21 protein-coding genes are annotated in these 24547 nt (G+C 70.2%); 11 read left to right on the top strand and 10 right to left on the bottom strand.

Annotated elements, in window-relative coordinates; all coding sequences use genetic code 11:
• Positions 1-20: 20 nt before the first annotated feature.
• Entirely contained in the window at positions 21-1016 is a 996-nt protein-coding gene (locus AB0H43_RS23305; RefSeq protein ID WP_360002259.1) for an NADP-dependent oxidoreductase, read from the bottom strand.
• A 47-nt stretch (positions 1017-1063) separates the two neighbouring features.
• Here AB0H43_RS23305 and AB0H43_RS23300 point away from each other — a divergent pair, with 47 nt between their 5' ends.
• Complete coding sequence (locus AB0H43_RS23300) at positions 1064-1474, top strand: MarR family transcriptional regulator (protein ID WP_360002257.1); 411 nt, start codon at positions 1064-1066, stop codon at positions 1472-1474.
• A gap of 66 nt (positions 1475-1540) precedes the next feature.
• Here AB0H43_RS23300 and AB0H43_RS23295 read toward each other — a convergent pair whose 3' ends face one another.
• Positions 1541-3106 (bottom strand): MFS transporter, encoded by a 1566-nt coding sequence (locus tag AB0H43_RS23295; protein WP_360002255.1) that lies wholly within the window; start codon positions 3104-3106, stop codon positions 1541-1543.
• A gap of 134 nt (positions 3107-3240) precedes the next feature.
• Here AB0H43_RS23295 and AB0H43_RS23290 point away from each other — a divergent pair, with 134 nt between their 5' ends.
• The gene (locus tag AB0H43_RS23290; protein WP_360002253.1) at positions 3241-3687 is read left to right on the top strand and encodes a MarR family transcriptional regulator; all 447 of its coding nucleotides are present in this window, start codon (positions 3241-3243) and stop codon (positions 3685-3687) included.
• Here AB0H43_RS23290 and AB0H43_RS23285 read toward each other — a convergent pair.
• The 3 genes from AB0H43_RS23285 to AB0H43_RS23275 all read right to left on the bottom strand — a co-directional run bounded on the left by AB0H43_RS23285 (position 3673) and on the right by AB0H43_RS23275 (position 7049).
• Entirely contained in the window at positions 3673-5064 is a 1392-nt protein-coding gene (locus AB0H43_RS23285; protein ID WP_360002251.1) for an FAD-dependent monooxygenase, read from the bottom strand. The two genes, AB0H43_RS23290 and AB0H43_RS23285, sit on opposite strands and share 15 nt — an antisense overlap.
• 160 nt (positions 5065-5224) lie before the next feature.
• Positions 5225-6481 carry an MFS transporter gene (locus tag AB0H43_RS23280; protein ID WP_360002249.1) on the bottom strand — a complete coding sequence of 419 codons (1257 nt, stop codon included), beginning with the start codon at positions 6479-6481 and terminating at the stop codon, positions 5225-5227.
• A gap of 4 nt (positions 6482-6485) precedes the next feature.
• The gene (locus tag AB0H43_RS23275; protein WP_360002247.1) at positions 6486-7049 is read right to left on the bottom strand and encodes a winged helix-turn-helix domain-containing protein; all 564 of its coding nucleotides are present in this window, start codon (positions 7047-7049) and stop codon (positions 6486-6488) included.
• Between the two features lie 80 nt (positions 7050-7129).
• Between AB0H43_RS23275 and AB0H43_RS23270 the strand changes: the two genes are divergently transcribed.
• The 6 genes from AB0H43_RS23270 to AB0H43_RS23245 all read left to right on the top strand — a co-directional run bounded on the left by AB0H43_RS23270 (position 7130) and on the right by AB0H43_RS23245 (position 13625).
• On the top strand, positions 7130-7576 hold the full coding sequence (locus tag AB0H43_RS23270; protein WP_360002245.1) for an AraC family transcriptional regulator: 447 nt from the start codon (positions 7130-7132) through the stop codon (positions 7574-7576).
• Between the two features lie 61 nt (positions 7577-7637).
• Positions 7638-8063 (top strand): VOC family protein, encoded by a 426-nt coding sequence (locus tag AB0H43_RS23265; RefSeq protein WP_360002243.1) that lies wholly within the window; start codon positions 7638-7640, stop codon positions 8061-8063.
• Between the two features lie 198 nt (positions 8064-8261).
• Positions 8262-10604: an endopeptidase La gene (lon, locus tag AB0H43_RS23260; protein WP_360002241.1), complete on the top strand. Its 2343-nt coding sequence runs from the start codon at positions 8262-8264 to the stop codon at positions 10602-10604.
• 141 nt (positions 10605-10745) lie between these two features.
• Entirely contained in the window at positions 10746-11825 is a 1080-nt protein-coding gene (locus tag AB0H43_RS23255) for an LCP family protein (RefSeq protein ID WP_360002239.1), read from the top strand.
• Between the two features lie 43 nt (positions 11826-11868).
• A complete protein-coding gene (locus AB0H43_RS23250) occupies positions 11869-12894 on the top strand; it encodes a DUF3626 domain-containing protein (protein ID WP_360002237.1) in 1026 nt (341 codons plus the stop codon).
• A complete protein-coding gene (locus AB0H43_RS23245; RefSeq protein ID WP_360002234.1) occupies positions 12891-13625 on the top strand; it encodes an alpha/beta hydrolase in 735 nt (244 codons plus the stop codon). The genes AB0H43_RS23250 and AB0H43_RS23245 overlap by 4 nt, the downstream gene beginning before the upstream one ends.
• 130 nt (positions 13626-13755) lie before the next feature.
• Here AB0H43_RS23245 and AB0H43_RS23240 read toward each other — a convergent pair whose 3' ends face one another.
• Positions 13756-14931: a thiolase family protein gene (locus AB0H43_RS23240; RefSeq protein ID WP_360002232.1), complete on the bottom strand. Its 1176-nt coding sequence runs from the start codon at positions 14929-14931 to the stop codon at positions 13756-13758.
• A 30-nt stretch (positions 14932-14961) separates the two neighbouring features.
• On the bottom strand, positions 14962-15738 hold the full coding sequence (locus AB0H43_RS23235) for a VOC family protein (RefSeq protein ID WP_360002230.1): 777 nt from the start codon (positions 15736-15738) through the stop codon (positions 14962-14964).
• Positions 15739-15839: 101 nt separating this feature from the next.
• On the opposite strand from AB0H43_RS23235, the gene AB0H43_RS23230 reads away from it, so the two are divergent.
• A complete protein-coding gene (locus AB0H43_RS23230; RefSeq protein ID WP_360002228.1) occupies positions 15840-18869 on the top strand; it encodes an EAL domain-containing protein in 3030 nt (1009 codons plus the stop codon).
• A gap of 164 nt (positions 18870-19033) precedes the next feature.
• Here AB0H43_RS23230 and AB0H43_RS23225 read toward each other — a convergent pair whose 3' ends face one another.
• Positions 19034-20362, bottom strand: coding sequence for a hypothetical protein (locus AB0H43_RS23225; protein ID WP_360002226.1), 1329 nt, complete (start codon positions 20360-20362; stop codon positions 19034-19036).
• A 238-nt stretch (positions 20363-20600) separates the two neighbouring features.
• Positions 20601-21017: a hypothetical protein gene (locus tag AB0H43_RS23220; RefSeq protein ID WP_360002224.1), complete on the bottom strand. Its 417-nt coding sequence runs from the start codon at positions 21015-21017 to the stop codon at positions 20601-20603.
• Positions 21018-21091: 74 nt separating this feature from the next.
• Between AB0H43_RS23220 and AB0H43_RS23215 the strand changes: the two genes are divergently transcribed.
• Positions 21092-21427 carry a hypothetical protein gene (locus AB0H43_RS23215; protein WP_360002222.1) on the top strand — a complete coding sequence of 112 codons (336 nt, stop codon included), beginning with the start codon at positions 21092-21094 and terminating at the stop codon, positions 21425-21427.
• A gap of 181 nt (positions 21428-21608) precedes the next feature.
• On the opposite strand, the gene AB0H43_RS23210 is transcribed toward AB0H43_RS23215, so the two are convergent.
• Entirely contained in the window at positions 21609-21980 is a 372-nt protein-coding gene (locus AB0H43_RS23210) for a hypothetical protein (RefSeq protein ID WP_360002220.1), read from the bottom strand.
• Positions 21981-22029: 49 nt separating this feature from the next.
• Between AB0H43_RS23210 and AB0H43_RS23205 the strand changes: the two genes are divergently transcribed.
• Entirely contained in the window at positions 22030-24477 is a 2448-nt protein-coding gene (locus AB0H43_RS23205) for an FAD-dependent oxidoreductase (RefSeq protein ID WP_360002218.1), read from the top strand.
• Positions 24478-24547: the final 70 nt, after the last annotated feature.

The raw sequence follows: 24547 nt of genomic DNA, 5'->3' as shown, positions 1-24547 counted from the left end.
AAAGGCCGGGAGGGGAGGAGTCAGAGGCGGACGACCATTTTGCCGGTGTTCTCGCCGCGGAGGAGGCCGAGGAACGCCTCGGGAGCGTTGTCGAGTCCGTCGACGACGGTCTCCTGGAACGAGAGCCGGCCGTCTCGGAGCCAGCCGCCGATCTCGGCGACCATTTCGGGCATCCGGGCGGCGTGGTCGTTGACGATGAAGCCGCGCAGCGTGAGCCGCTTGCCGATGGCCAACGCCAGGTTCCGGGGCGCGGCGGGCGGCGTGGTGTCGTTGTACGCCGAGATCGCCCCGCACAGGGCGACCCGGCCGTGCTGGTTGAGCGAGCTGATCGCCGCTTCGAGATGGTCACCGCCGACGTTGTCGAAGTACACGTCGACGCCTTCCGGGGCGGCCTGCTTGAGCTGCTTGCCGACGGGACCGTCCTTGTAGTTGAAGGCGGCGTCGAAACCCAGGTCCAGCAGGTGCGCGACCTTCTCGGCCGAGCCGGCGCTGCCGATGACCCGGGACGCGCCCTTGAACTTGGCGATCTGCCCGGCGATGCTGCCGACCGCGCCGGCGGCGCCCGACACGAAGACGGCGTCGCCCGGCTTGAACTCGGCGACGTCCAGCAGTCCGGCGTACGCGGTCAACGAGGTCATCCCGAGCACACCCAAGTACGCCGAGGGCGACAGCCCGTCGAGGGGAGCGACCTTGCGAGCGTGGCGGGCGTCGAGGACGGCGACGTCACGCCAGCCCAGCCCGTGCAGGACGAGGTCGCCGGGGGCGAATCCGCCGGCGCGCGACTCCACGACCTCGCCGACGGCGCCTCCGTCGAGCGGCTGCCCGAGCTGGAACGGCGGCACGTACGACTTCACGTCGTTCATCCGCCCACGCATATACGGATCCACCGACATGAACAGGTTGCGTACCACCAGCTGTCCCTCGCCGGGCGCCGGCGTCTCCACCTCGACCAGCGCGAAGTTCTCCGCGGTCGGCCACCCGGCCGGGCGGGACGCGAGGGTGATCTGGCGAGCCATCCTTGACCTCCATAGATAGTTGAGCTGCTTCAACTATACTGGTGGTCATGACGGTGACGCGAGAAGTGGTGCAGCTCATGGCCGAGATCGCGGCCCGGTTCAATGCGGGCTACGAGGACGCCGCCGGGGCGCACCAGCTCACGGCGATGCAGGCCAAGCTACTCGTCCTCGTGGCGGCCGAGCCGCAGCCGATGCGGCGGCTGGCCGACGAGTTCCACTGCGACCCGTCGAACGTGACCGGCATCGCCGATCGGCTGGAGCGCCGGGGTCTTGTCACGCGCGAGCCCGTCCCCGGCGACCGGCGGGTGAAGAACGTGACGCTCACCCAAGCCGGTCGCGAGGTCGTCGACGATCTGCGGGGCTCGCTCGGGTTCGCCGCCGAACCACTGCGGTCGCTGACCGAACCCGAGCGCGAGCAACTCCGCGACCTGCTCCGCAAAATGCTCGAGCCCCGTTGATCATGCTTTTGCGGAGTTGATCAGGCTGCCCGGGACACGGCACGCCGGTCGATCATGGCCGATAGTTCATGATCGGCGGGACAGGGTGGCGGCGGGCGCCGGGTCGGCGCCGGCCGGAGCGAGGGCGGGGGAGGGGTCGGCGGCGGCGGGCCGCAGGAACACCGCCAGGACGAATGCGCCGATCAACGCGGCCGCCATGGTCCACAACGTGGTGACGTGGAGCGAGTGGATGAAGGCGTCGTTCGCCGCCCGCGTGACGGCCGGGTCGCCCAGCGATCGGGCGTACTCTGCGGAGACGAGCGCCCGCGAACGCAGCTCCTCGGGAACTGAGCCGAGCGACGGCGTGACCGACGATCGGTACACAATGGACATGATCGTCCCGCCGAGCGCGATCCCGAGCACCGCACCGGTTTGGCGTACCGTGTTGCTCACGGCGGAGCCGGCCCCGGCTCGCTCCAGCGGCAGTGTCCCCATCACCGCGTTGGTCACCGGCGCGATGACCATGCCGATCGCCGAACCCTGGATCAGCATCAGCACCTCCAGGACGACGATCGGGGTGCTCAGCCCGACCAGGCTCCACGATCCCATCGCCAACCCGGCGACGGTGAGGGCGGTGGCCGTCACCGTTCGCACCGACGTTCGGCGTACCAGCTGATTGGCGAGCGGGGCCGCGAGCATGACCCCGACCGCGGCGGGGAGGGCCAGCAGGCCTGCTTGAAGCGCGCTGTAGCCGCGCGCGCCCTGCAGGTAGAACGCGGAGTAGAACGAGTTCGCGGTCATGGCGAGGAAGAGCAGGCCGAGGCCCGCGGTGCCGCCGCCGAAGATTCGGCGCGCGAGCAGGCGCGGGTCGAAGCTCGGCTGCCGCGCCTTCAGCTCCAAGGTCACGAAGGCGGCCAGCAGGGCCAGCCCGGCCGCCACGCTGCCCCAGACCTCGGGCGGGTCCCAGGCCGCGACTTGTCCCGCTCGAATCAGGCCATACGCCAAGAGCCCGAGCCCGCTCACGGAAAGCGCCAGGCCCGGCAGGTCCAGCGCCCGGGCCGCCGGCGGTTTGAACTCCGGGAGCAGGGTCGCGATGCCGAGCAGCGACAGGGCGACGATGGGCAGATTGATCAGGAAGACCGATCCCCACCAGAAGCTGTTGAGCAGCGCCCCGGACAGGACCGGGCCGATGGCGATGCCGACTCCGGCGGCCGAGGAGAGCAGGGCGAACGCCTGAGCGCGGGCGGCTCCCTGGAAGGTCCAGGTCAGCACGGCCATGGTGGCGGGCATGACGAGTGCGCTGCCCGCGCCCATCACCGCACGGGCCGCGATGAGTTCTCCGGGACTGCCCGCGTAGGCCGCCCAGAGCGAGGAGGCGCCGAAGACCGCCATGCCGACGCCGAGGACGAGCCGGTGACCGTAGCGGTCGCCGAGCGCGCCGGCGGTGAACATCAGCGTCGCGAAGACGAGGGTGTAGGAGCCGATCGCCCATTGAAGCTGACCGGGCGAGGCGGCCAGTCCGTGCGCCGGATCGGCCAGGACTTCGAGGGCGTTGCCGAGGATCGTGTTGTCGATCCAGACGAGCAGTTGGGAGCCGACGAGAACGAGAAGGATCAGCCTGCGCTTCGTGGCTGACGGTTCGGTGGTGGTCATGGCATACCCCTGGGTACATTCGACAGGTACCTGACGATGGTGAGCCTGGCAGATTGTCAGGTCCCTGTCAATTGGGCCGACTGCACTCCTGGCGGCTCGCGCGAGCACTCCCCGGCAAAGGCAGGATGGATGGCATGGGAACGTTCCTCTCGGAGCCGGGATCGCTGGCCTTCCAAGTCCGCACCGCCTGGCTCGGCCTCCGCGGCGCGCTGAACGCCCAGCTCAAGGCGTACGGCTTGTCGACTCCGCAATACGCCACGCTCATGATTCTCGAAGCCCACCCGGGATCGTCCAACTCCGATGTTGCTCGGGCCTGCGCAGCAACGCGGCAGGCGGCGAACGAGATGCTGGCGGCGTTCGAGCGCGACGGGCTCATCGAGCGGCGGCCGCACCCCGGCGATCGGCGTACGCACCAGCTGTTCCTCACCGACGCGGGACGGCGGCGGCTGGCCGAGGCCAGGGTCGCCGCCGCCGCCTGGGAGACGGAGATCGAAGCCGGGTTCTCCGACGAGGAGCGCGCCGTCGTCCGCAAGTGGCTCGAAGGCGTCTACGGCGCCTGCGCGCTCTCAGACGAGGGCTAGGTAGTCCTCGACCTCTTCGTAGGTCTGCGCGGTGAGCGCGATGTAGCCGTCCGGGCGTACGAGGACGAAGGGCGCTTGACCTTCGGCGACCGGGTAGACCTGGACGTCCGCTCGGGGTGCCCGGACGGGCTGCGTCGTGAACAGCGTGAAGTGCGGGCCCCGCAGCACGTCGAAGCGCGTGATCGAGCCGTCGAGCCTCCCGTCGGGCATACGGTCGCCGCCGTGCTGGCCACGGGCCAACGGTCCACCGCGATAGGTGAGCAGAAGCTGACTGGTCTCCGCGTCCCGCTTGAACGCCTTCGCGCTGCCGCCCTTGCCCGCCTGGTCGAGCAGTCGCGTGCTGAGGCCGAGGATGTGCTCGGCGATCGGCTTGCGCTCGGCCTCGTAGGTGTCCAAAAGGGACTCCGGTCCGTCCGCGAGCACTCGGGCGAGCTTCCAGCCCAGGTTGTACGCGTCCTGCACGCCGGTGTTGAGGCCCTGGCCACCGGCGGGGGAGTGGACGTGGGCGGCGTCCCCGGCCAGGAAGACCCGCCCGACCCGGTACCTGTCCACCATGCGGATGTTCACCCGGTACACCGACGCCCAGCTGACCTCCCGGAGCACGACGTCGCGGCGCCCGGTGCCCTCGGCGACGATCTGCCGGAACGTCTCGAACGACAGGTCCGGCACGGCCCCGGCCGGAAGCGGCGCGGTGAGCTGGAAGGCGTCCGTGTTCGGCAACGGGCACAGGCCGACCTTCAGCTGCCGCTTGAGCAGGTTGACGTAGAGGTGCCAGGCATCCCGCTCCAGCCCGTCGATCTTCACGTCGCCGAGGATCATCCGCTCGTCGTCACGGGTCTCGCCGACGAATCCGACACCGAGGGTCTTGCGGACGACGCTGCGACCGCCGTCTGCGCCCACGAGGTAGCGCGCGCGGACGCTCTCCGTCTCGCCGTTCTCCTTACGCAGCAAGGCAGCCACGCCGTCGGCGTCCTGAGTGAACCCCACCAGCTCCACCCCGGACTCCACGTGGCCGCCCAGCTCCGCGAGCCGGTCCCGCAGGATGCGCTCGACCCGCCACTGCGGCTGCATGATCGTCATCGGATACGGCACCGCCTCCGACGGCTCCTGACGCTTGTGCATGTGCGCCTTCCAGATCGGCACCCGCCCGGCGTAGATCCGGATCACCGGATAGATCTCGCCGGTCGCCAGGATCTCGTCGATCACCCCGAGATCGTCGAAGACCTCCAGGCTGCGCGGCTGCAAACCCTTGCCCCGCGACCCGGTCCGGTCGGCCTCCCGCTCCACAATGCGGAAGGAGGCACCGCGCCGGGCGAGATCGACGGCGAGGGTGAGCCCGGTCGGCCCGGAGCCGACGATGAGAACATCCGTTGTCATGCCTCGGATCCTGATCCCGCCTCCTGACATCCGCCTGACACCTCCCTGACACCCCTCCCCCGCCCCTTTCCGCGCGATCATGAACTAACGGTCGTGATCGATCGGCGTGTCATGTCCGCAGCATCCTGATCGATTCCGGGACGGCCTGATCGACAAGGCGTCAGCGGGGGAGGCGGGCGGTCCGCAGGGCGGGCAGCGCGACGCAGCCCACGGCGGCGATCAGTTCGAGGCCGCCGCTCACCGCCATGGCGGGCACGAGGCCGACCAGGTCGGTGGCCCAGCCGGCGGCGGCCATCACCAGCGGCGTGAGCCCCAGGTTCGCCAGCGAGTTGACGCTCGACACCCGGCCCCGGTACGCGTCGGCCGTGGCGTACTGCGTCAGCGACCCGAGCAGGATGCCGGCCGGTCCGCTGGTGAGCCCGGCGACGGCGGTGGCGGCCACGGCGAGCGGGAGGCTGTGTGTCACGGCGGGGACGACGACGGCGACCCCTTGAACGGCGAAGCAGACTGCAGCGATCGGGCCGATGCGGCGTACGCCGGGGAGCCCCTTGGACGGGCGGTCGGGGCGGCGGAGCATGGCGAGACCGGCCACGATGGCGCCGATCCCGAAGCCGGAGAGCAGCAGACCGACGCCGGTCGCGCCCCATCCGGACGACTGCGACGCCAACGCCAGGCCGACGTTCATCGGGCCGACGAACCCGAGGTTGCCGAGCAGGCCGACGAGAATCGTGGCCCGCAGTACGCGATGCCCGGCGATGTAGCGCAGTCCGTCCCGGAGGCCACCCTTCGGAGCATCCGATGGAGACGGCACCACAGCGGAAGGCTTGAGCGAGCGCAGCGCGAGGACGGAGATCCCGAAGGTGACCGCGTTGACCACCAGCGCCGTCGGCAGGCCGCCGGTCGCCACCAGTACGCCGCCCAACGGCGCGCCGAGGGTGAGGGCGAGCCGGTTCACCGTCGACGTGAGCGCGTTGCCGCCGGCGTACTGGGTGGGGTCGAGCAGGCGCGGTTGCAGTGCGCCCGCGGCGGGGAGGAAAACCGCGTCCGCCGCGCCGAACGCGAGGGCGACGACGACCAGCAGCAGTACGCTCGGCTGCCAGATCGCGACGGCCGCGGCGGCGACGCAGATCAGTCCGCGGACGAGGTCGCTGTGGACCATGAGGCGACGCGGGTCCCGCCGGTCCACGAGGACGCCGCCGAAGAGCATGAGCGCCAGCCGGGGCAGCGCGCTGATCGACAGGAGCACACCGGCGACGCCCGGCGAGGCGATCTGCACGGCCGCCCAGGAGAGCGCGACGTACCAGACCTGGTCGCCGAGGACGGAGACGGCTTGGCCGGTGGCGTACCGGCGGAACTGGGGGACCCGATGGGCCGGGACGACCCGCGGGGCGGGGGCGTCGAGCAGGGTGGCGGTCATCGGGTCACGGCCTTTCGGGGAACGAGTGCAGGAAGAGGAAGACGTTCTGACGGTCGCCGCCGACCGGGAGGTGCCGCGTCCGCGCGGCCCAGTCCTGCACGACCGTCATGAGCTCACGGTTCAGTTCGGCGAGTTGGCCGGCGGTCAGTCGCAGGAACGAGTCGCTGCTCATCGCGGCCTGCTGCCATTCGGGCGACCATTCGGTACGCGTCTGCTCATAGCGGCGTACGCGTTCGAACTCGTCGATGACCATTTGGGCCTTCGCCGCCGACGCCACCGCGGTGCCTTCGGGGTCGCCGAATTCGAGGGCGGACCAGGAGACGGCGCCGGGGACGAGGCGCCACCAGCGTTCGCGACGGTCCCGGGCCAGCTCCGGCACGTCCTCGACGAACCCCCGCTTGGCCAGTTCCCGCAGGTGGTAGCTGGTCTGGCCGGGGTCGGTGCCGAGGCGCTCGGACAGCTCGCCGCCGGTGGCCGGGCCGATCTGGGCCAGCAGCCGGTAGATCTTCTGCCGGATCGGCTGGGCCAGCCCCTTGAGGATCTCCGGATCGGTGATGTCGCGCGTCATGAGAAGACCGTAGGAAGATCCGCGAAATTCCACAAGATTCCTACTGGATCTTATAAGAATCAATGTGAGATCGTTGCGAGGTGGGTGAGCGTACGGTGCCGGTCGAGCTGCTGGCGCATCTGCGGCGAGCGAGGGACCACATCGACCGTCACTACGGGGAACCGCTCGACCTCGAGCAGATCGCGGCGGTCGCCGGGGTGTCCAAGTTCCACTTCGCGCGCTGCTTCGAGGCGACCTACGGAGAGACGCCGATCCGCTACCTCACCCGTCGCCGCATCGAACGGGCGCAGGACCTGCTCCGGGTGGCCAACCTGACGGTCACCGAGATCTGCATGATCGTCGGGTTCAGCAGCCTCGGCTCGTTCAGTACGCGGTTCACCCAGCTCGTGGGGGAGACGCCCACGGCGTACCGGGAGCGGTGGGCCGCGCGCGGCGGACCGCACATGCCCGGCTGCTACCTGTTCATGCGCGGGGTCTTCGACCACACGAAGACCGCCGGACCGGACCGGCCGGAGAGGGCAAGCTGAGAGTTGACCCGCGCAATCTGAAAGAAGCAGCCGGACCGGGGCTCCGGCTTACCGTGAACCCATGATTACGAACATCTCGCTGGTCACGGTGTACTGCCTCGACCAGGACAAGGCCCGCGACTTCTACGTGGACGTGCTCGGATTCGAGCTGCGCAACGACGCCACCATGGCCGGCTTCCGCTGGGTCACCCTCGGCCACCCGAGTCAGCCCGAGCTGGAGGTGACCCTGATGGTCCCCGGCCCGCCGCTGAACGAGGAGGCCGCCGCCTTCTACCGCCGCCAGCTGGAGAAAGGTGAGATGGGCGGGCTTGGGCTGCGGGTGGACGACTGCCGCAAGACCTACGAGGAGCTGGTCGACAAGGGTGTGACCTTCCTGCAGGAGCCGGCCGACCGTCCGTACGGCGTCGAGGCGGTCATGCGGGACAACTCCGGCAACTGGCTGGTCCTGGTTCAGCCGAAGCGGTTCGACCCGGCCGACCTGAGCTGAGACCAGGCCGACCTGAGCCGAGACCCTGGCTGACCTGAGCTGAGACCAGGCCGACCTGAGCCGAGACCCGGCCGACCGGAGACCCCCTGACTGAGCGGGCCAGTGGCCTGGGTCACAGAGTGACCGGGTCGAGGAACAGAAGAGGACCGGGAGGACTTGAGCCTGTCACGCTCAACTAACGTGATGGCAGGTGCTCCCATGACGACCCTCCCGGTCCTTCCCCTGAACGACGCCGTGCTCCTGCCCGGCATGGTCATCAGCGTGACCCTGGACGCCGGCACGCAGGCCGCGGTGGACGCGGCGCGAGCCGCCGGCGACAAGACCCTCCTCGTGGTGCCACGCATCGACGGCGACTACGCGACGCACGGCGTCACCGCGATCATCGAGAAGTCCGGCCGGTTGGCCGGCAGTGGCGAGCCGGCCGCCGTCCTCCGGGGCGTCTCCCGGGCGCGTATCGGGTCCGGCGTACCCGGGCCGGGCGCGGCTCTCTGGGTGGAGGCCGAGATCCTCACCGACGCCCCCGTCACCGGCAAGACCCGCGACCTCGCCCGTGAGTACAAGGCGCTGCTGACCTCTCTGCTCCAGCAGCGGGGCGCGTGGCAGGTCATCGACGCCGTCGACCGCATCACCGACCTCGCCGAGCTGGCCGACACCGCCGGGTACGCCCCCTGGCTGACCCTGCCGCAGAAGATGGAGTTGCTGGAGTCGGCCGACGTGACCCACCGGCTGGAGCTGCTGATCGGCTGGGCCCGCGAGCACCTCACCGAGCAGGAGATCGCCGAGCAGATTGGCAACGACGTCCGCGAGGGCATCGAGAAGTCCCAGCGCGAGTTCCTCCTTCGCCAACAGCTCGCCGCCATCCGCAAGGAGCTGGGCGAGGACGAGCCCGAGGGCTCGGCGGACTACCGCTCCCGCGTGGAGGCGGCCGAGCTGCCCGAAAAGGTGCGCGAGGCGGCCCTTCGCGAGGTGGACAAGCTCGAACGGGCCTCCGACGCCACTCCTGAGGCGGGCTGGATCCGGACCTGGCTCGACACCGTCCTCGACCTGCCCTGGAGCACGCGTACCGAGGACAACACCGACCTGGCCGCGGCCCGGGCGGTGCTCGACGCCGACCACGCCGGGCTGTCCGACGTCAAGGACCGCATCATCGAGCACCTCGCCGTACGCAATCGCCGTGCTGCCAAGGGTTTGCAGACCGTCGGCGGCCGTGGTTCCGGCGCCGTTCTCGCCCTGGCCGGACCGCCCGGGGTCGGCAAGACCAGCCTCGGCGAGTCCGTCGCGCGTGCGCTCGGCCGGAACTTCGTCCGCGTCTCGCTCGGCGGCGTACGCGACGAGGCGGAGATCCGGGGCCACCGGCGTACGTATGTCGGGGCGCTGCCGGGCCGGCTGGTCCGGGCGCTGCGGGAGGCCGGTTCGATGAACCCGGTGATCCTGCTGGACGAGGTCGACAAGGTGTCGGCGGGCTACTCCGGCGACCCGGCCGCGGCCCTGCTGGAGGTCCTCGACCCGGCGCAGAACCACACGTTCCGGGACCACTATCTGGAGGTCGACCTCGACCTGTCGGACGTGTTGTTCCTCGCGACCGCCAACGTCGTGGAGAACATCCCCGGCCCGCTGCTGGACCGCATGGAGCTGGTCACCCTGGACGGCTACACCGAGCAGGAGAAGGTCGCGATCGCCCGCGATCACCTGCTGCCGCGGCAGCTGGACCGGGCCGGGCTCACCGCCGACGAGGTGGCGGTCTCGGATGAGGCGCTGGGCAAGGTCGCCGCCGAGTACACCCGTGAGGCGGGCGTACGACAGCTGGAACGGGCCTTGGCGAAGATCCTGCGCAAGGCGGCCGTGCAGCTGGCCGGCGACACCGGCTCGATCAACGTCGACACGGCGGAGCTGACGGCGTACCTGGGCCGTCCGAGATTCACCCCCGAGTCGGCCGAACGGACCGCGACACCTGGCGTGGCCACCGGCCTGGCGGTGACCGGCGCGGGCGGTGACGTGCTGTTCATCGAGGCGACCGCGATGGACGGCGAGCCGGGTCTGACCCTGACCGGCCAGCTCGGCGACGTCATGAAGGAGTCGGCGCACATCGCGCTGTCCTACCTGCGCTCGCACGGCCGTGAGCTGGGGCTGGACCCGAACGTCCTGGCGGGCAAGCGGATCCACCTGCACGTCCCGGCGGGCGCGGTGCCCAAGGACGGCCCGAGCGCGGGCATCACCATGGTGACCGCGTTGGCGTCGCTGGCCGCCGGCCGCCCGGTACGCCCCGAGTTCGGGATGACCGGCGAGGTGACCCTGGCCGGCCGGGTCCTGCCGATCGGCGGCGTGAAGCAGAAGCTGCTCGCCGCGCACCGGGCCGGGCTGACCGAGGTGATCATCCCGGCGCGCAACGAGCCGGACCTGGACGACCTGCCGACCGAGGTGCGGGACGTGCTCAAGGTGCACGTGCTGGCCGACGTCGCGGACGTGCTGAAGCTGGCGCTCGCGCCGGCGCCCGCGCTCACCGCCGAAGGCGACGGCGAGCGGGACCTCGTCACCGTCTGACCCTATGGCGCTGGATCAGGGTTCCCGGTCGAATCAAGCCGCATGATTCGACCCGGAACCCTGATCCAGCCCGAACAGTCGAGCGGCCCTCTCCGGTAAGTCGTATGGTGTCTCCACCACGACCCTGGGGAGGGCCGCTTCATGCGCCGAATCGCGTATCTCGCCGCCGCTGTGCTGCTGCTCGGCCTGGGGGCCTGCACGTCGGAGGACAAGAAGCCCGAAGCCGCGCCGTCGGCGTCGGTGTCGCCCTCGCCTTCGGTTCAGGTGAGCCCGACTCCGCCCGCCGGGGCCGACATCAAGGGACCGCTCAACATCCTCATCGCGGGCATCGACAACCGGGAGAGCCAGCCGAACTGGATCCCCCGGTCGGACGCGCTGATGATCCTGCACGTCAACGCCGACTTGACGAAGGCGTACCTGACGTCGTTGCCGCGTGACCTCGTAGTGAACATCCCGGCGTTCCCGCCCGCGAAGTTCGGCGGTGAGCGCACGAAGATCACGCACGCGATGATGTACGGCTCCCGGGTTCCCGGTGTCAAGAAGCCCAGCGTCCAGCAGGGCTACCAGCTCATGGCCAAGACCGTCAGCGCGTACACGGGCATTCCGAAGTTCGACGGCGGCGCGGTGCTCACCTTCCGCGGCTTGACCAAGCTGATCGACGCGCTCGGCGGGATCGACATCTACGTCGACCAGAAGGTCGTCTCGATCCACCGGGCGCCCGACGGCAAGCCCCGGCCCAGCTGCCCGCGATGCGAGCACGGCTACTCGGGGCCGCGCATGACCTACAACGTGGGGAACATGCACATGGTCGGGTGGCAGGCCCTCGACTACGCCCGCCAGCGCTACACCAACGGCGGCGACTACACGCGCCAGCGGCACCAGCGCCAGATCATCGAGGCCGCCGTCGGCAAGATCCTCCAGGGCGACTTCCTCAGCAACCCGGCCTCCATCGACAGCGTCGTGGGCGCGCTCGGCGAGATGCTCACGGTCGTCGGGATCAAGCCTGTCGCCTTGGCGTACGCCTTGCGCAACTTGTCACCGCAGACGATCACGCAGGTCGGGTTGCCCGGCAGCGGGGCGTACAGCGGCAGCCGGTATCTCGGCGAGAACTTGTCCAGCGGCCCGCAGAAGAGTTACTTCCTGGCGCTGCGGCAGGACAAGCTGGACGCGTGGGCGGCGGCGAACAAGAAGTACGTCAACGTCGGCTCGCCGCAGGGGTAAACCAGGTTGCGCAGCTCCGGGCCGGCGTGATGTCGTTCGGCCCGTGAGTGATCTGTCCCCGGCCAACGCCGCCGCCCTGGCCCACGTCACCGGAGTCGCCCGGGCCGCCGCTCCGGCCGCCCGCGAACGCCTGCGGGATGTGCCGGACGCGGCCGAGCTGATCGGGCTCATCCGGGCGTACGGCCGGGTGACCTTGAACTTCCACCCGGATCGGATCGCCACCGGCGGGCTGACCGTCGCGGAGGCGCTCGCGGCCGACGGCCGCTATCGGAGCCAGTACGAGACCGGGATCAGCAACGGCAGCCGATCGGCGTTCCTCGGGGGCGACCGGGACGGCTGGGAGCTGTCGCTGTTCGGGGCGGCGTACCACGGGGACGGGGTGTTGTCGGCCGAGCGGCCCAAGTACGGTGCGCTGAACCTCGGCGGGTACGCCGACGGCGCCGCGCCCCGGTTCGGCTCCTGCCACGTCCGGCTGCGGCCGGAGGTCAACGACCGGTGCACCTTCACCTTCCGCGACAGCCACCTCGGGCCGGCGGACATCGGAACCATGGCCGCCTTCGAGCCGCTACTCGCCGGGTATGTGGAAGACGGCGGGTCGTTGTCGGTCGTGCGAGATCTGCCCCGTGCCGGTTTCGATCCCACGGCCGTCGGCCGGGTGCTCGACGACTACATCGAGGCCCAGGTCCACGGAGTCGTCGACCTGGCCACCGACGCCGAGGCGATCGTGGCCGACCCTTCTTTCCAGGGGACGCCGACGGAGGCGGCGCTAGCCAAGGCGGCCGCGGACGCCGGGATCGAGCTGGTGTGGCACAACGGTTTCGTCCTATCTCCGTCTGATATGGACGATGAGTTCCGGGGGCCGGAGGCGCCGCCGTTCGCCGCCGCGGTCTGTGCGCGCTATGGAGCGGAACACTTCGATGCCGAGCTGGTCGGGCGAGCCGCCCAGTCGTTGGTGCGTACGCCGGAGAGCTGGGCAGACTTCGGCCCCGAACTCGAGGTCCTCCAGTTGATCAAGTATCTTTGGCACACTCTGGTCGCATTCGGGCGACCGTATGAAAGGAACGCATGACTCTCGCGTACGACGTCACCGGTGACGGTCCCGCCCTCGTCCTGCTGCACTCCTCGGTCTGTGACCGCCGGATGTGGCAGCCCTTCGAAGCCCCCGGCTTCACCCAGATCCGCCCCGACTTCCGGGGCTTCGGCGAAACCCCGATGCCGACCAGCGAATGGAACAACGCCGAGGACGTCCTCGCCCTCGTCGACTCGCTGGGGATCGACCAGTTCTCCCTGGTCGCCGCCTCGATGGGTGGCCGGGTCGGGCTGGAGATCGCGGCCCGCTGGCCGTCCCGGGTGTCCTCGCTCGTCCTGCTCTGCTCGGCCCTGCGCGGCTTCCCCTCGACGCCGGACGCCGACGAGTTCGACGAGCAGGAGGAAGCCCTGCTGGAGAAGCGGGACCTGGAGGCGGCCGTCGAGCTGAACGTGCGTACCTGGCTGGGCCCGCTGGCGACGGACGAGACGAAGGCTCTGGTCGCGACCATGCAGCGGAACGCCTTCGAGGTGCAGATCGACGCCCCCGAGGTCGGCCCGCGTCACGAGGCGTTCGACCTCAGCGCGATCACCGCGCGTACGCTCGCCGTCTCCGGCGACCACGACTTCCAGGTCTTCACGAATATCGCCGACCACGTCGCCGAGCAGGTCCCGGGCGCGCAGCGGGTGTCGCTGGACTGGGCCGGTCACCTGCCGAGCCTGGAGAGCCCCGAGCGGATCAACCCCCTGGTGCAGGACTTCCTGCGCGGCTGACCGCCGCCTTGTCGATCACCCGCGTGCGGAGTTGATCAGGGTCCCGCGGACACGACACGCCGGCCGATCATGACCGTTAGTTCATGATCGGCCGGAAACGACGGGCGGGGCGGGCGGAGGGGGAGGGGTGTCAGGCCTCTAGGACCACGGCCAGGCCTTGGCCGACGCCGATGCAGATGGCGGCCAGGCCGTAGCCCCCTCCGCGCCGCCGCAGCTCGTAGGCCAGCTGCCCGAGGATGCGCCCGCCCGACGCGCCCAGCGGATGGCCGATGGCGATCGCGCCGCCGTTGACGTTGACGATCTCCGGGTCGAGCTGCGGCCAGCTGGCCAGGCAGGCCAGCGACTGGGCGGCGAACGCCTCGTTCAGCTCGACCGCCTTGAGGTCGGACCAGCCGATGCCGGCCCGGCGCAGGGCGGTCTCGGCCGCCTCGACGGGGCCGATGCCGAACACGTCGGGGTCGACGGCGGCCGCGCCGCGTCCGGCGATCCGGGCCAGCGGCGTGATCCCGAGCCGGTCGGCCGCTGTCTGGGAGCCCAGCAGGACGGCGGAGGCGCCGTCGTTGAGCGGTGAGGCGTTGCCCGCCGTCACCGTCCCGTCCGGGCGGAACACCGGCTTCAGCTTGGCCAGCGCCTCGGGCGTCGTGTCGGGGCGGATGCTCTCGTCGCGCTCCAGGGTCGTACCGGGGACCGGCACCACGTGGCCGGCGTAGAACCCGGCGCTCCAAGCGGCATCGGCGGCCTGGTGGCTGCGCAGGGCGAACGCGTCCTGCTCGGCCCGGCCGATCTGGAACTTGCCCGCGAGCAGTTCGGTGCTCTCCCCGAGTGACACCGTCCACTGTGGTGGCATTGCCGGGTTCACCATGCGCCAGCCGAGCGTGGTGGAGTGCAGTGTCTCGTGCCCCTGCGGGAAACCCTTGCCCGGCTTGAGCAGCACCCAGGGGGCCCGGCTCATCGCCTCCACGCCGCCGGCGAGGATCAGGTCGGCGTCGCCCACGGCGATCGTGCGGGAGGCCTGCATCGCGGCGTCGAGGCCGGAGCCGCACAGCCGGTTGACCGTCGTCCCCGGTACGCTCGTCGGCCAGCCCGCCAGCAGTGCGGCCATCCGGGCGACGTTGCGGTTGTCCTCGCCGGCCTGGTTGGCGTCGCCCAGGTAGACCTCGTCGACGGTCGCGGGATCGAGGCCGGTGCGGTCGGCGACCGCCCGGAGGACGTGCGCCGCCAGGTCGTCGGGGCGTACGCCGGACAGCGCGCCGCCGTAGCGGCCGAACGGGGTGCGGACGGCGTCGAGCAGGAAGACCTCGGTCACGCCGCTCAGCGTACGGTCCGGTGGGCTGCCTCAGGAAGAAGCGGTGGAGTGGTAGACGGCGAACACGGCCCCCTGCGGATCCTGGAGGCAGGCGAACCGGCCGGTGCCCGGGATGTCGCTGGCCGGGACGATGATCGTGCCGCCGAGCGGGTCCGCCTTCGCCACCGTGGCGTCGACGTCCGGTACGCCGAAGTAGAGCAGCCAGTTCGGCGGCACCTCGGGCGGATAGTGCCCGGCCATGTCCATCATGCCGCCGAAGTCCTCGCCGCCGAGGCCCCACTGGGTGTAGGTCTCGCCGCCCATGTCCCCGTCGGTGGCCGTCCACCCGAAGACGGTGGTGTAGAAGTCCCGGGCGGCCTTCGTGTCACGAGTTGCCAGTTCGGTCCAGACGAGGGCACCGTCCTCGTCGATCCGCTCCGAGCCCGGGAACTTCCGGCCCTGCCAGAGGGAGAAGGCCGCGCCGGTCGGATCGGTGACGAAGGAGAAGCGGCCGGAGTCGAAGATGTCGACCGGCTCCGCCAGGACGGTGCCGCCCGCCTGGCGTACCGCCTCGGTGCTGGCGTCGGCGTCGGTCACGCCGATCGACATCGTCCAGGCGACCGGCTGATCCGGCTGCATGAGCGGGGACAGCCCGCCGATCGCCGCCTCGCCGAGTTTGATCATCCCGTAGCCGCCCGCCTCCGCGCGCGGATCGGTCTCCGCGGTCCAGCCGAACAGGCCGCCGTAGAAGCGCATGGCGTCGGCGGTGTCGGAAGTCGAGAGCTCTACGTAGCAGGGCCGGCCCACCAGGGGTTTGGTCACCTTCATGGGCCGATTCTCCCAACGGCGACCGGCCCCCGCACGGCAACATGAGGATACGTCCCTGATCATTGGGGTAAATCCGAAATTCCTGGCAGAATTGGCCGCGCATGCGAGACCGGGTGATGCTGGCGTACGCCGTCGGCATGGTGGTTCTAGGTGGGGCGTTTTACGCCCTGCCATCAGCCCATGTCGTGATCTGGTCGCTGATCGGCTACGGCGCGGCGGCCGCCGTCGTCTTCGGGGTCTGGCGCAACCGGCCCCGGCGCCGGGCACCCTGGCTCTGGCTGGCCCTGGCGCTCACGACCTTCTGCTCCGGCGACCTCGCGTATGAGCTGCTCGTCCGGTTCGGCGGGCAGGAGAACCCGTTCCCGTCGATCTCGGACTTCCTCTACCTGGTCACCTTCGTCTTCCTGGCGATCGGGGTGCTCGGGCTGACCAGGTCGGGTTCCGGTGGGCAGAACCGCAGCGCCGCGCTCGACGCCATGATCGTCACCGTCGCGCTGGGTCTGCTCGCCTGGCTCTACCTGATCGGCCCGCGGCTGACCGACCCCGACCTGACCACGCTCCAACGGCTCATCTCCATCGGCTATCCGCTCGGCGACCTGGTCCTGCTGCTGGTCGGCGTACGCCTCGTCACGGCCATCCGGCCCAACATGAGCGTGCTGCTGCTCCTGGTGGGCATGGGCGGCACCCTGGTCGCCGACGTGCTCTACGGGCTGGCCCAGATCGAGGGCGACTGGTCCACCGGCGGCCCGGTCGACCTCGGCTGGATCGTCTTCTACGCGTCCTGGGGCGCGGCCGCGCTGCACCCCTCGATGGTGGAGTTGACCGAGCCCCGGATAGTGCGGCCCCGGCAGATGGGCATCCGCCACCAGATCTGGCTTTCCCTGCTGGTGCTCGCGCCACTGCTCCTGCTGCTCGCCGAGACGGTCAGCGGCCAGAGCTCCGAGTACGACGTCGTCATCGTGGTCTTCCTGGGGGCGACCCTCGTCCTCGCCCTGGTCCGCCTATTCGGCGTGATCAACTCGTATCGGCGCAACCTGATGCGGGGACGCGGGATCCGGGAGGCGAACGGGGTGCTGCTCTCGGCCACCTCCATCGCCGAGGTCGAGTCGGCGATCGGGCTGGCCGCCGCTCAGTTGCTGCCCCCGGGCGCGCCTCACCGCGTACACGTGGTCATGAACGACGGCCGGGTCCCCGATCTCTTCGCGCGCCAGACGACGGACGGTGCGCGGCTGGCCTACACGCGGACCTTGCCGCCCGAGGTGGCCGACCGGCTCGGCGGCTTCGAGATCACCTTGATCTGCCCGATGGTCCTGCCCGAGCGGTTCTCGGGCGACCCGACCATCGGCGTGCTCCTGGTGGCGGCGGACGAGGTGGCCCTCGGGCAGATCCAGATCCCGATGGAGCTGGTCGCCGGGCAGGCCGGGCTGGCCATGGAACGGATCATGCTGGGCGCGGAGGTCGCCCGCCGGGCCAGTGAGGAGTACTTCCGCACGCTCGTGCAGAACACCACGGACGTCATCCTCATCCTGGAGCCCGACGGCGACCGGGTCCGGTACGCGAGCCCGTCCGCGCTGAGTGTGTTCGGCACGGACCTGGCCGGCGTACGCCTGAGCGAACGGCTGGAGGTCAGCTCCGAGGAGCTGGCCCGCAAGCTGGCGGACTGGGACGGCGACGTGCCCGCGGACTGGTCCGTACGCCGTCCGGACGGCAGCGCGGTGCAGGTCGAGGTGACGTGCCGGGACCTGCGCGACGACCCGACCGTCGGCGGGCCGGTGCTGACCATGCGCGACGTGACCGACCAGCGGCGGCTGCAGGCCGAGCTGACCTTCCTGGCCTTCCACGACCCGCTGACCGGTCTGGCGAACCGGGTGCTGCTCAACGACCGCATTCAGGTGGCCGTCGCCATGGCGCAGGACTCCGGCGAGGTCGTCGGCGTGCTCTTCGTCGATCTCGACGACTTCAAGGTCGTCAACGACACCTTCGGTCACGAGTACGGCGACCGTCTGCTGCTGGAGGTGAGCAAGCGGCTCACCACGACGCTGCGCCCGCAGGACACCGCCGCCCGTATCGGCGGCGACGAGTTCGCGGCGTTGATCGGCGCGCCCACGGCCGAGGCGATCGACCAGGTCGCCGAACGGATCGTCGAGGTGCTCGGCGTGCCCTTCACCATCGAGGAACGCGTCGTCTCCGGGCGGGCCAGCATCGGCGTCGCGACCACCGCCGACAATCCCGACGGGCAGGACCTGCTGCGGGAGGCCGACCTCGCGCTCTACGTGGCCAAGAACGCGGGCAAGGGGCAGTGGCGGCGGTATGACCCGTCGCTACACACGGCGATGGTGCGGCGGCTGGAACTGCGAGCCGCGTTGGACGAGGCGGTCGCAGCGGGTGCGCTGACCCTGGAGTTCCAGCCGATCGTGGGGCTGCGCTCGGGGGTGACGGCCGGCTTCGAAGCGCTCGTCCGCTGGGAGCATCCCGAACACGGCCGGCTCCTGCCGGACCACTTCATCGAGGTGGCCGAGGAGAGCGGGCTCATCGTCCCGATGGGCATCTGGGTGCTGCGGCAGGCGCTCGCCGCCGCCGCGACGTGGCAGGAGGTCACGCGGGACGCGCCGTACGTCAGCATCAACGTGTCCGCTCACCAGTTCCGGACGCCCGGTTTCGTCCGCGACGTACGCCAGGCGCTGACCGACGCCGGAGTCCCCGCCGACCGGCTGATGCTGGAGATCACCGAGAGCCTGCTGCTCCGCGACGACGACGAGATCTGGGACGACCTCGTCGAACTGCGGCGGGCCGGCGTACGGGTGGCCATCGACGATTTCGGCACCGGCTACTCGTCGCTGAGCTACCTGCGGCACGTCCCGCTCGACGCGCTCAAGATCGACCGGCTGTTCACCAGCACGATCACCTCGTCCGGCCAGCAGGCGGTCCTGGTCGACGGCATCATCCGGCTCGCCTCCACTCTCGGCCTGGAAGTCATCGCCGAAGGCATCGAGCGACCGTCCGAACGCGACCTGCTGGCCCGGTTCGGCTGCCGATACGGGCAGGGCTTCCTCTACTCCCCGCCGCTGTCGGCCGCGGACGCGCTGGAATGGCTGGCTCCGTCGCTGGCCGACGCCGCCAGCTCTCCGTAGCGCCATCCGATCGCGAGCGCCATCCGGTCGCGCGCGTGGGCCGGTCGCGCGCGTGGGCCGGTCGCCCGCGTGGGCCGGTCGCGCGTTGTCCGGGATAACGCGGCCTTCCGAGCCCGCGAAAGGACGTTATCCCGGATCTGGCGATGATTGCCGCGACGGCCGCGTCAAGCGCGTTCGAGGAGGTCCAGCACCAGCGCGGCGGTCCAGCTGAACTCCGGCGTGCCGATCCCGGCACCGGTGGTCGGGTCGAAGTACTCGAAGCACCCCGACCGGTCGACCAACGACAGCATCGCCTGCCGCAGGGTCTCCGCCTCGGCGGCGTACCCGTGGCCGTCGAAGCCGCGGCGCAGCAGCCAGTTCACGTTGATCCAGACCGGGCCGCGCCAGTAGCGCAGCGGGTCGAAGTCGGGCGCCGTGCGGTCGTAGCTCGGGACCGGCAGCGGGCGCAGCCCGAATCGCTCGGAGGCGGCCTCCGCGGCCAGCGAGGCCGCGATCTCGGTGGGCAGTCCCGGCAGGATCAGCGGCATCAGGCCGTTGACGCAGCGGGCTTTCGATCGCCGGCCGGTACGCACGTCGAAGGTGTGGAACAGGCCGGTCTCGGGATCGAAGAGGCGCTCGACCATGGTCTGCGTGATCTCGGCGGCCCGTTCCCGATGCGGCCCCGGGTCGGCCCCGACGATCTGGGCGATCTCGGCCAGGGCCAGTTCGGCGTCGGCGGTGAGCGCGTTGAAGGCCGGGCACTCGACCACGAAACCGTGCCGGTCGAGCAGATCGAAGTCCTGGTAGCCGTTGTCGCGATAGGACGCCGCCAACGCGATGTATCGGGCGTAGTCGGCGTTCGTCGGCCGGTGGGTGGCGACCGAGACCTGCACGTCGCGCCGCTGGTACTGGTCGAGCACCCGCACGTCGGCCGGCAGCCGCGCGAGGGCGTCGTCCCAGGACGGGCTGTTGTCCAGACCGGACTCCCACGGATGCACGATGCTGGCCAGCCCGGCTCCGCCCGCGTCCCGCTGTTTGAGCAGGTATTCCTGCTGAGCCACCAGGCGCGGGTAGAGCCAGCGCAGCTCCTCGGCGTCCGGGGCGACCGTGTGGATCATCCGGGCGGCGAGGGCGTGGACGGGCGGCTGGACGATGCCGGTGGTCCGGATGTGGCTCGGCCCGCCGGGCAACGGCGGCACGTCCCAGAACGCGGGGCCGGGGAAGTAGTCCTTCTCGCTCACGCCCGGGTCGAAGACGATGTGCGGCACGCGACCGTCGGGCCACTGCGCGGTGAAGAGGCTGCGCAGGTCACGCCAGGCGCGGTCGGGGGCGACGTGGGCGAGTCCGATGCTGATGAACGCGGCGTCCCAGCTCCATTGGTGGGGATAGAGGGTCCGGGACGGGACCATGTGGTCGCCGGACCAGTTGCCGCGCAGAACCGATTCAGCGGTACGCCGAAGCCGGTCGAGGTCGATGGGTTGATGATCGTGATCTTCTGTGCTGGCTTGCTCCACCCCTCTCATCGTTGTGCAGCTCAGAAGGGTCCGCCAGTGGACTCGCCGTCGATCACGCTGCCGATGCGTACCCTTTTGTCCACCGAATCGGTGAAGCACGGTCGGGTGCCCGTCGGCCGCCCGCCGAAATCCGGGCCATCACCTGCCGCTGCGTGGCCGTCACGATCAACCGGCCCGGTGAACGGGGATCGGCGATCGTCGAATCCGGACAGATCGCGTGATTTCGATCACCCACTCCTCACCCCGTACGCGAGAAGAAGCAGATCTCGCTGTTGTCGGTGTCGCCCCAGACGTAGACGATCTCGTCCTCCTGAGCTCGCCACGTCTGCAGATGCTCGCCGTAGGGGGCGTACTTGAGAGTCAGGTCCTGATAGGGGTCGAGCGTCTCGGGATCGCCGAGCGACCAGGTGCCCTCGCCGTCGCCACCCACGCCTTCCTCGCCTTCGAGGCATTTCGTGAGGCCGTCGGTGCGGAAGGTCATGTCACCGTTCAGAGTGATCCTTGCGCCTTCGTCGCTGACCCACGTGCCGACGACGTCGGCCGCCTCGATGTCCGGCGACGGGCCGATCGGCGCCCAGTTTCCGCAGCAACAGGCGCATCCGCCGAGGAGCGACAGCAACGCCGCCCAGCGGGCGAGGGACACCGGCATTCGCATGCGCGCCACTGTAGGGGGCTGCGGCTTTGCGCGCTTGCCGTGCGCGTACCGCACCAAAGTGGGACAGTATTGGCATGTCGCTAGGTCAGGGCGTCCTGCGGATGACGTTCACCCGGCCCACCTGGGCGGTCGCACGCTCCTACAAGGACACAGTGCCGGTCCTCGTCGTCGACGGCGTCCGGCAATCCGTCGCAAGCTGGGCCCCCGAGGCGGTGCCCGTTCCGGCCGGACCCCATCGCCTCCGGGTGTCCGTCGTCCCCCGGGCCGGCTCCGGCAAGGAGTACGCCCCCGCCGAAGCCGCGGTCACCGTCGGCGTCGGCGCTCAGCTGTACGTCGAATACCGCGCTCCCCGGATGCCGGGTCAGGACGGCAAACTCCGCATCGTCTCCGCCAAGGCGTTCGGCGACTGACCCGAGCGGCGTCGATCACGCCGTTGTCGATCACGCCGTTAAGGAGTTGCTCAGGGCGCTCGGGACACGACACGCCGGTCGATCATGCCCGTTGGTTCATGATCGCGCGGAAAGCAGGCGGGGGAGCGGCGCGCGCGAAAGCAGCGGGCGAGCGGGGCGAAGCGGGGCGGGGAAGAGTGGGTCAGCGGAAGCCGTCGCGGAAGCGGCGGAAGAAGCCGCCTTCCATCGGCAGCGGCTTCGCCGGCGGCGGGGCCTCGGCCCGCTGCCGGGCGACCGGCTGGTCGTAGTCGGTGCGGGCGATGGCGTCGACGACCTGCGCTTCGGTGAAGTCCTCGGAGCCGGGGATGTGGGGCACGAAGCCGACCAGCATCCCGTCCCGGAGCACTTGAGCCTCCAGGCCGGCCGTGCCGTCGGTGTCCCAGAGCGCCTCGCGGCCGTCCGGCAGGGCGACGCGTACGCCGACCTTGCGGAAGCCGCCGCCCAGGGACAGGTGAGCGGGGACGCCTCGATCGCGGAGCGCGTCGACGACGCGCCGGGCCCGGTTCTCGTCCATGTCGAGGAAGATATCTCGACTGTCTGTGCGTGGGCTGTACTCTGCGTCCATGTCGCGCCTTCCGGACAGAGCACAGGTCGTCGTCGTGGGTGGCGGCGTGATCGGCACCAGTATCGCGTACCACTTGGCGAAGCTCGGCTGGACCGACGTGGTGCTGGTCGAGCGCGACAAGCTGACGTCGGGGACGACCTGGCACGCGGCGGGCCTGATGGTGACGTTCGGGTCGATGTCGGAGACGTCGACCCGCTGGCGGCAGTACAGCCGCGACCTCTACCGCGACCTGGAGGCGGAGACCGGGCTGGCCACGGGCCTCAAGCAGGTCGGGTTCATCGAGGTCGCGGCCGATCCGGGACGGCTGGAGGAGTACCGGCGCGTCGCCGCGTTCAACCGGCTGATGGGCGTCGACGTCCACGAGATCTCGCCGCGCGAGATCCACGAGCTGTTCCCGCTCGCCCGGACCGACGACCTGCTCGCGGGCTTCTATGTCGCCGACGACGGGCGGGTCAACCCGGTCGACGTCACCATGTCGCTCGCGAAGGGCGCGCGCCAGCGCGGGGTCAAGATCATCGAGGGTCTTCCGGTCACGGGTTTCCTCACGGCTCGTGGTCAGGTCCAAGGGGTACGCACACCGGAAGGCGACATCGAAGCCGAGTACGTGGTGAACGCGGCCGGCATGTGGGCCCGCCAGCTGGGCGAACTGGCCGGGGTGAACATCCCGCTTCAGGCGGCCGAGCACTACTACCTCCTCACCGAGCCGATCGCGGAGGTGCACGGCGACCTGCCGGTGCTGGAGGACCCGTCGTCCTACGGGTACTACCGCGAGGAGGGCGCCGGCCTGATGGTCGGGCTCTTCGAGACCGAGTGCGCGCCGTGGAACGTCGGCCGGATCCCGGACGGCTTCTCCTTCGGCGAACTACCGCCGGACTGGGAGCGGATGGGCCCCTACCTGGACAAGGCGATGCGCCGCGTGCCGATCACCCTCGACCGGGGCGTCAAAAAGTTCTTCTGCGGCCCCGAGTCGTTCACGCCCGACCTCGCGCCCATCATCGGCGAGGCCCCGGAGCTGCGGAACTACTTCGTGGCAGCCGGGCTCAACTCGATCGGCATCCTGACCGGCGGCGGTCTCGGCCGGGCGGTCGCCCAATGGATCGTCGACGGCCGCCCCGACTGGGACGTCACCGGCGTCAACATCGACCGGCTTCACCCGTACCAGCGGAATCCGGAGTACCGGGCGACGCGTACGGTCGAGTCGCTGGGCATGGTCTACCAGACGCACTATCCGGGCCGCTCCATGCAGACCGCCCGGGGAGCCAAGCTTTCGCCGTTCCACGCTCGGCTCGCCGCGAAGGGGGCGTACTTCAAGGACGTCAGCGGCTGGGAGAGCCCCGACTGGTACGCCCCGCCCGGGGTCGAACCGGTCGTCGAGGAGCTGTCCTGGGAGCGGCAGAACTGGTTCCCCTATTGGGAGGCTGAGCACAAGGCGGCCCGCGAGGGTGTGATCGCGATGGACATGAGCTTCATGGCGAAGTTCTTGGTGCAAGGCGACGACGCTGAGGCCGTCCTCGAGGAGCTGTCCGCCAACCGGGTCTCTACTTCGGACGGACTGCTCACCTATACGCAGTGGCTCAACGAAGGCGCGACCATCGAGGCCGACCTCACCGTGACCCGGCTGTCCCCGACGTCGTTCTGGGTGGTCGCCAGCGACACCGCGCACCGGCATGTGCTGACGCGGTTGCAGCGGTTCTGCGCCGGCCGGCACGCGTTCGTCACCGACGTCACCGGGGCGTACGCCCAGATCAACATCCAGGGTCCCCGGTCGCGGGCGCTGCTGTCCGACGTGACCTCGGCGGACCTGTCGAACGAGGCGTTCGGATATCGAGCGGCCCGCGAGATCGACCTCGGCTACGCCCGGGTCCTCTGCATCCGGATCACCTACCTCGGCGAACTCGGCTACGAGCTGTACATCCCAGCCGAGCAGGCGGTGCACGTCTACGACCGGCTCGCCGCGGCGGGGGACCGGCATGGCCTCGTCCACGCGGGCTTGAAGGCGCTGTCGAGCCTGCGGATGGAGAAGGGCTACCGCGACTACGGCCACGACATCGACAACACCGACAACGTCTACGAGGCCGGACTCGGCTTTGCGGTCGCCCTCGACAAGCCCTCGTTCGTCGGCCGCGACGCGGCGGTGGCGCTCAAGGAGGCCGGGCCGCCGATGCGCCGGCTCGTCCAGGTGCTCGTCACCGACCCCAAGCCGCTGCTGTTCCACGGCGAGGTGCTGCGGCGCGACGGCGTACCGGTCGGGTATGTGCGCGCCGCCTCCTACGGGTTCACCCTCGGCGGGGCGGTCGGCCTCGCGATGGTCGAAGCCGACCGTCCCATCACCGCCGCGTACCTGGACGACGCCGAGTGGAGCGTGGAGATCGCGGGCTCGATCCACCCCGCGCGTGTCTCCCTCCGCCCCCTCTACGACCCCACCAACTCCCGCATCAAGTCCTGATCATTGCGCCAGCCATGCTGTAACGCGAGGCGATTCGCCCCTTTCAACAGCATGGCTGACGCAATGATCA

The sequence above is a fragment of the Hamadaea sp. NPDC050747 genome (assembly GCF_040654195.1).
Classification (GTDB): Bacteria; Actinomycetota; Actinomycetes; order Mycobacteriales; family Micromonosporaceae; genus Hamadaea.
Note: the sequence above shows the minus strand (reverse complement) of the source record. Positions and strands in the feature narration are given on the sequence as shown.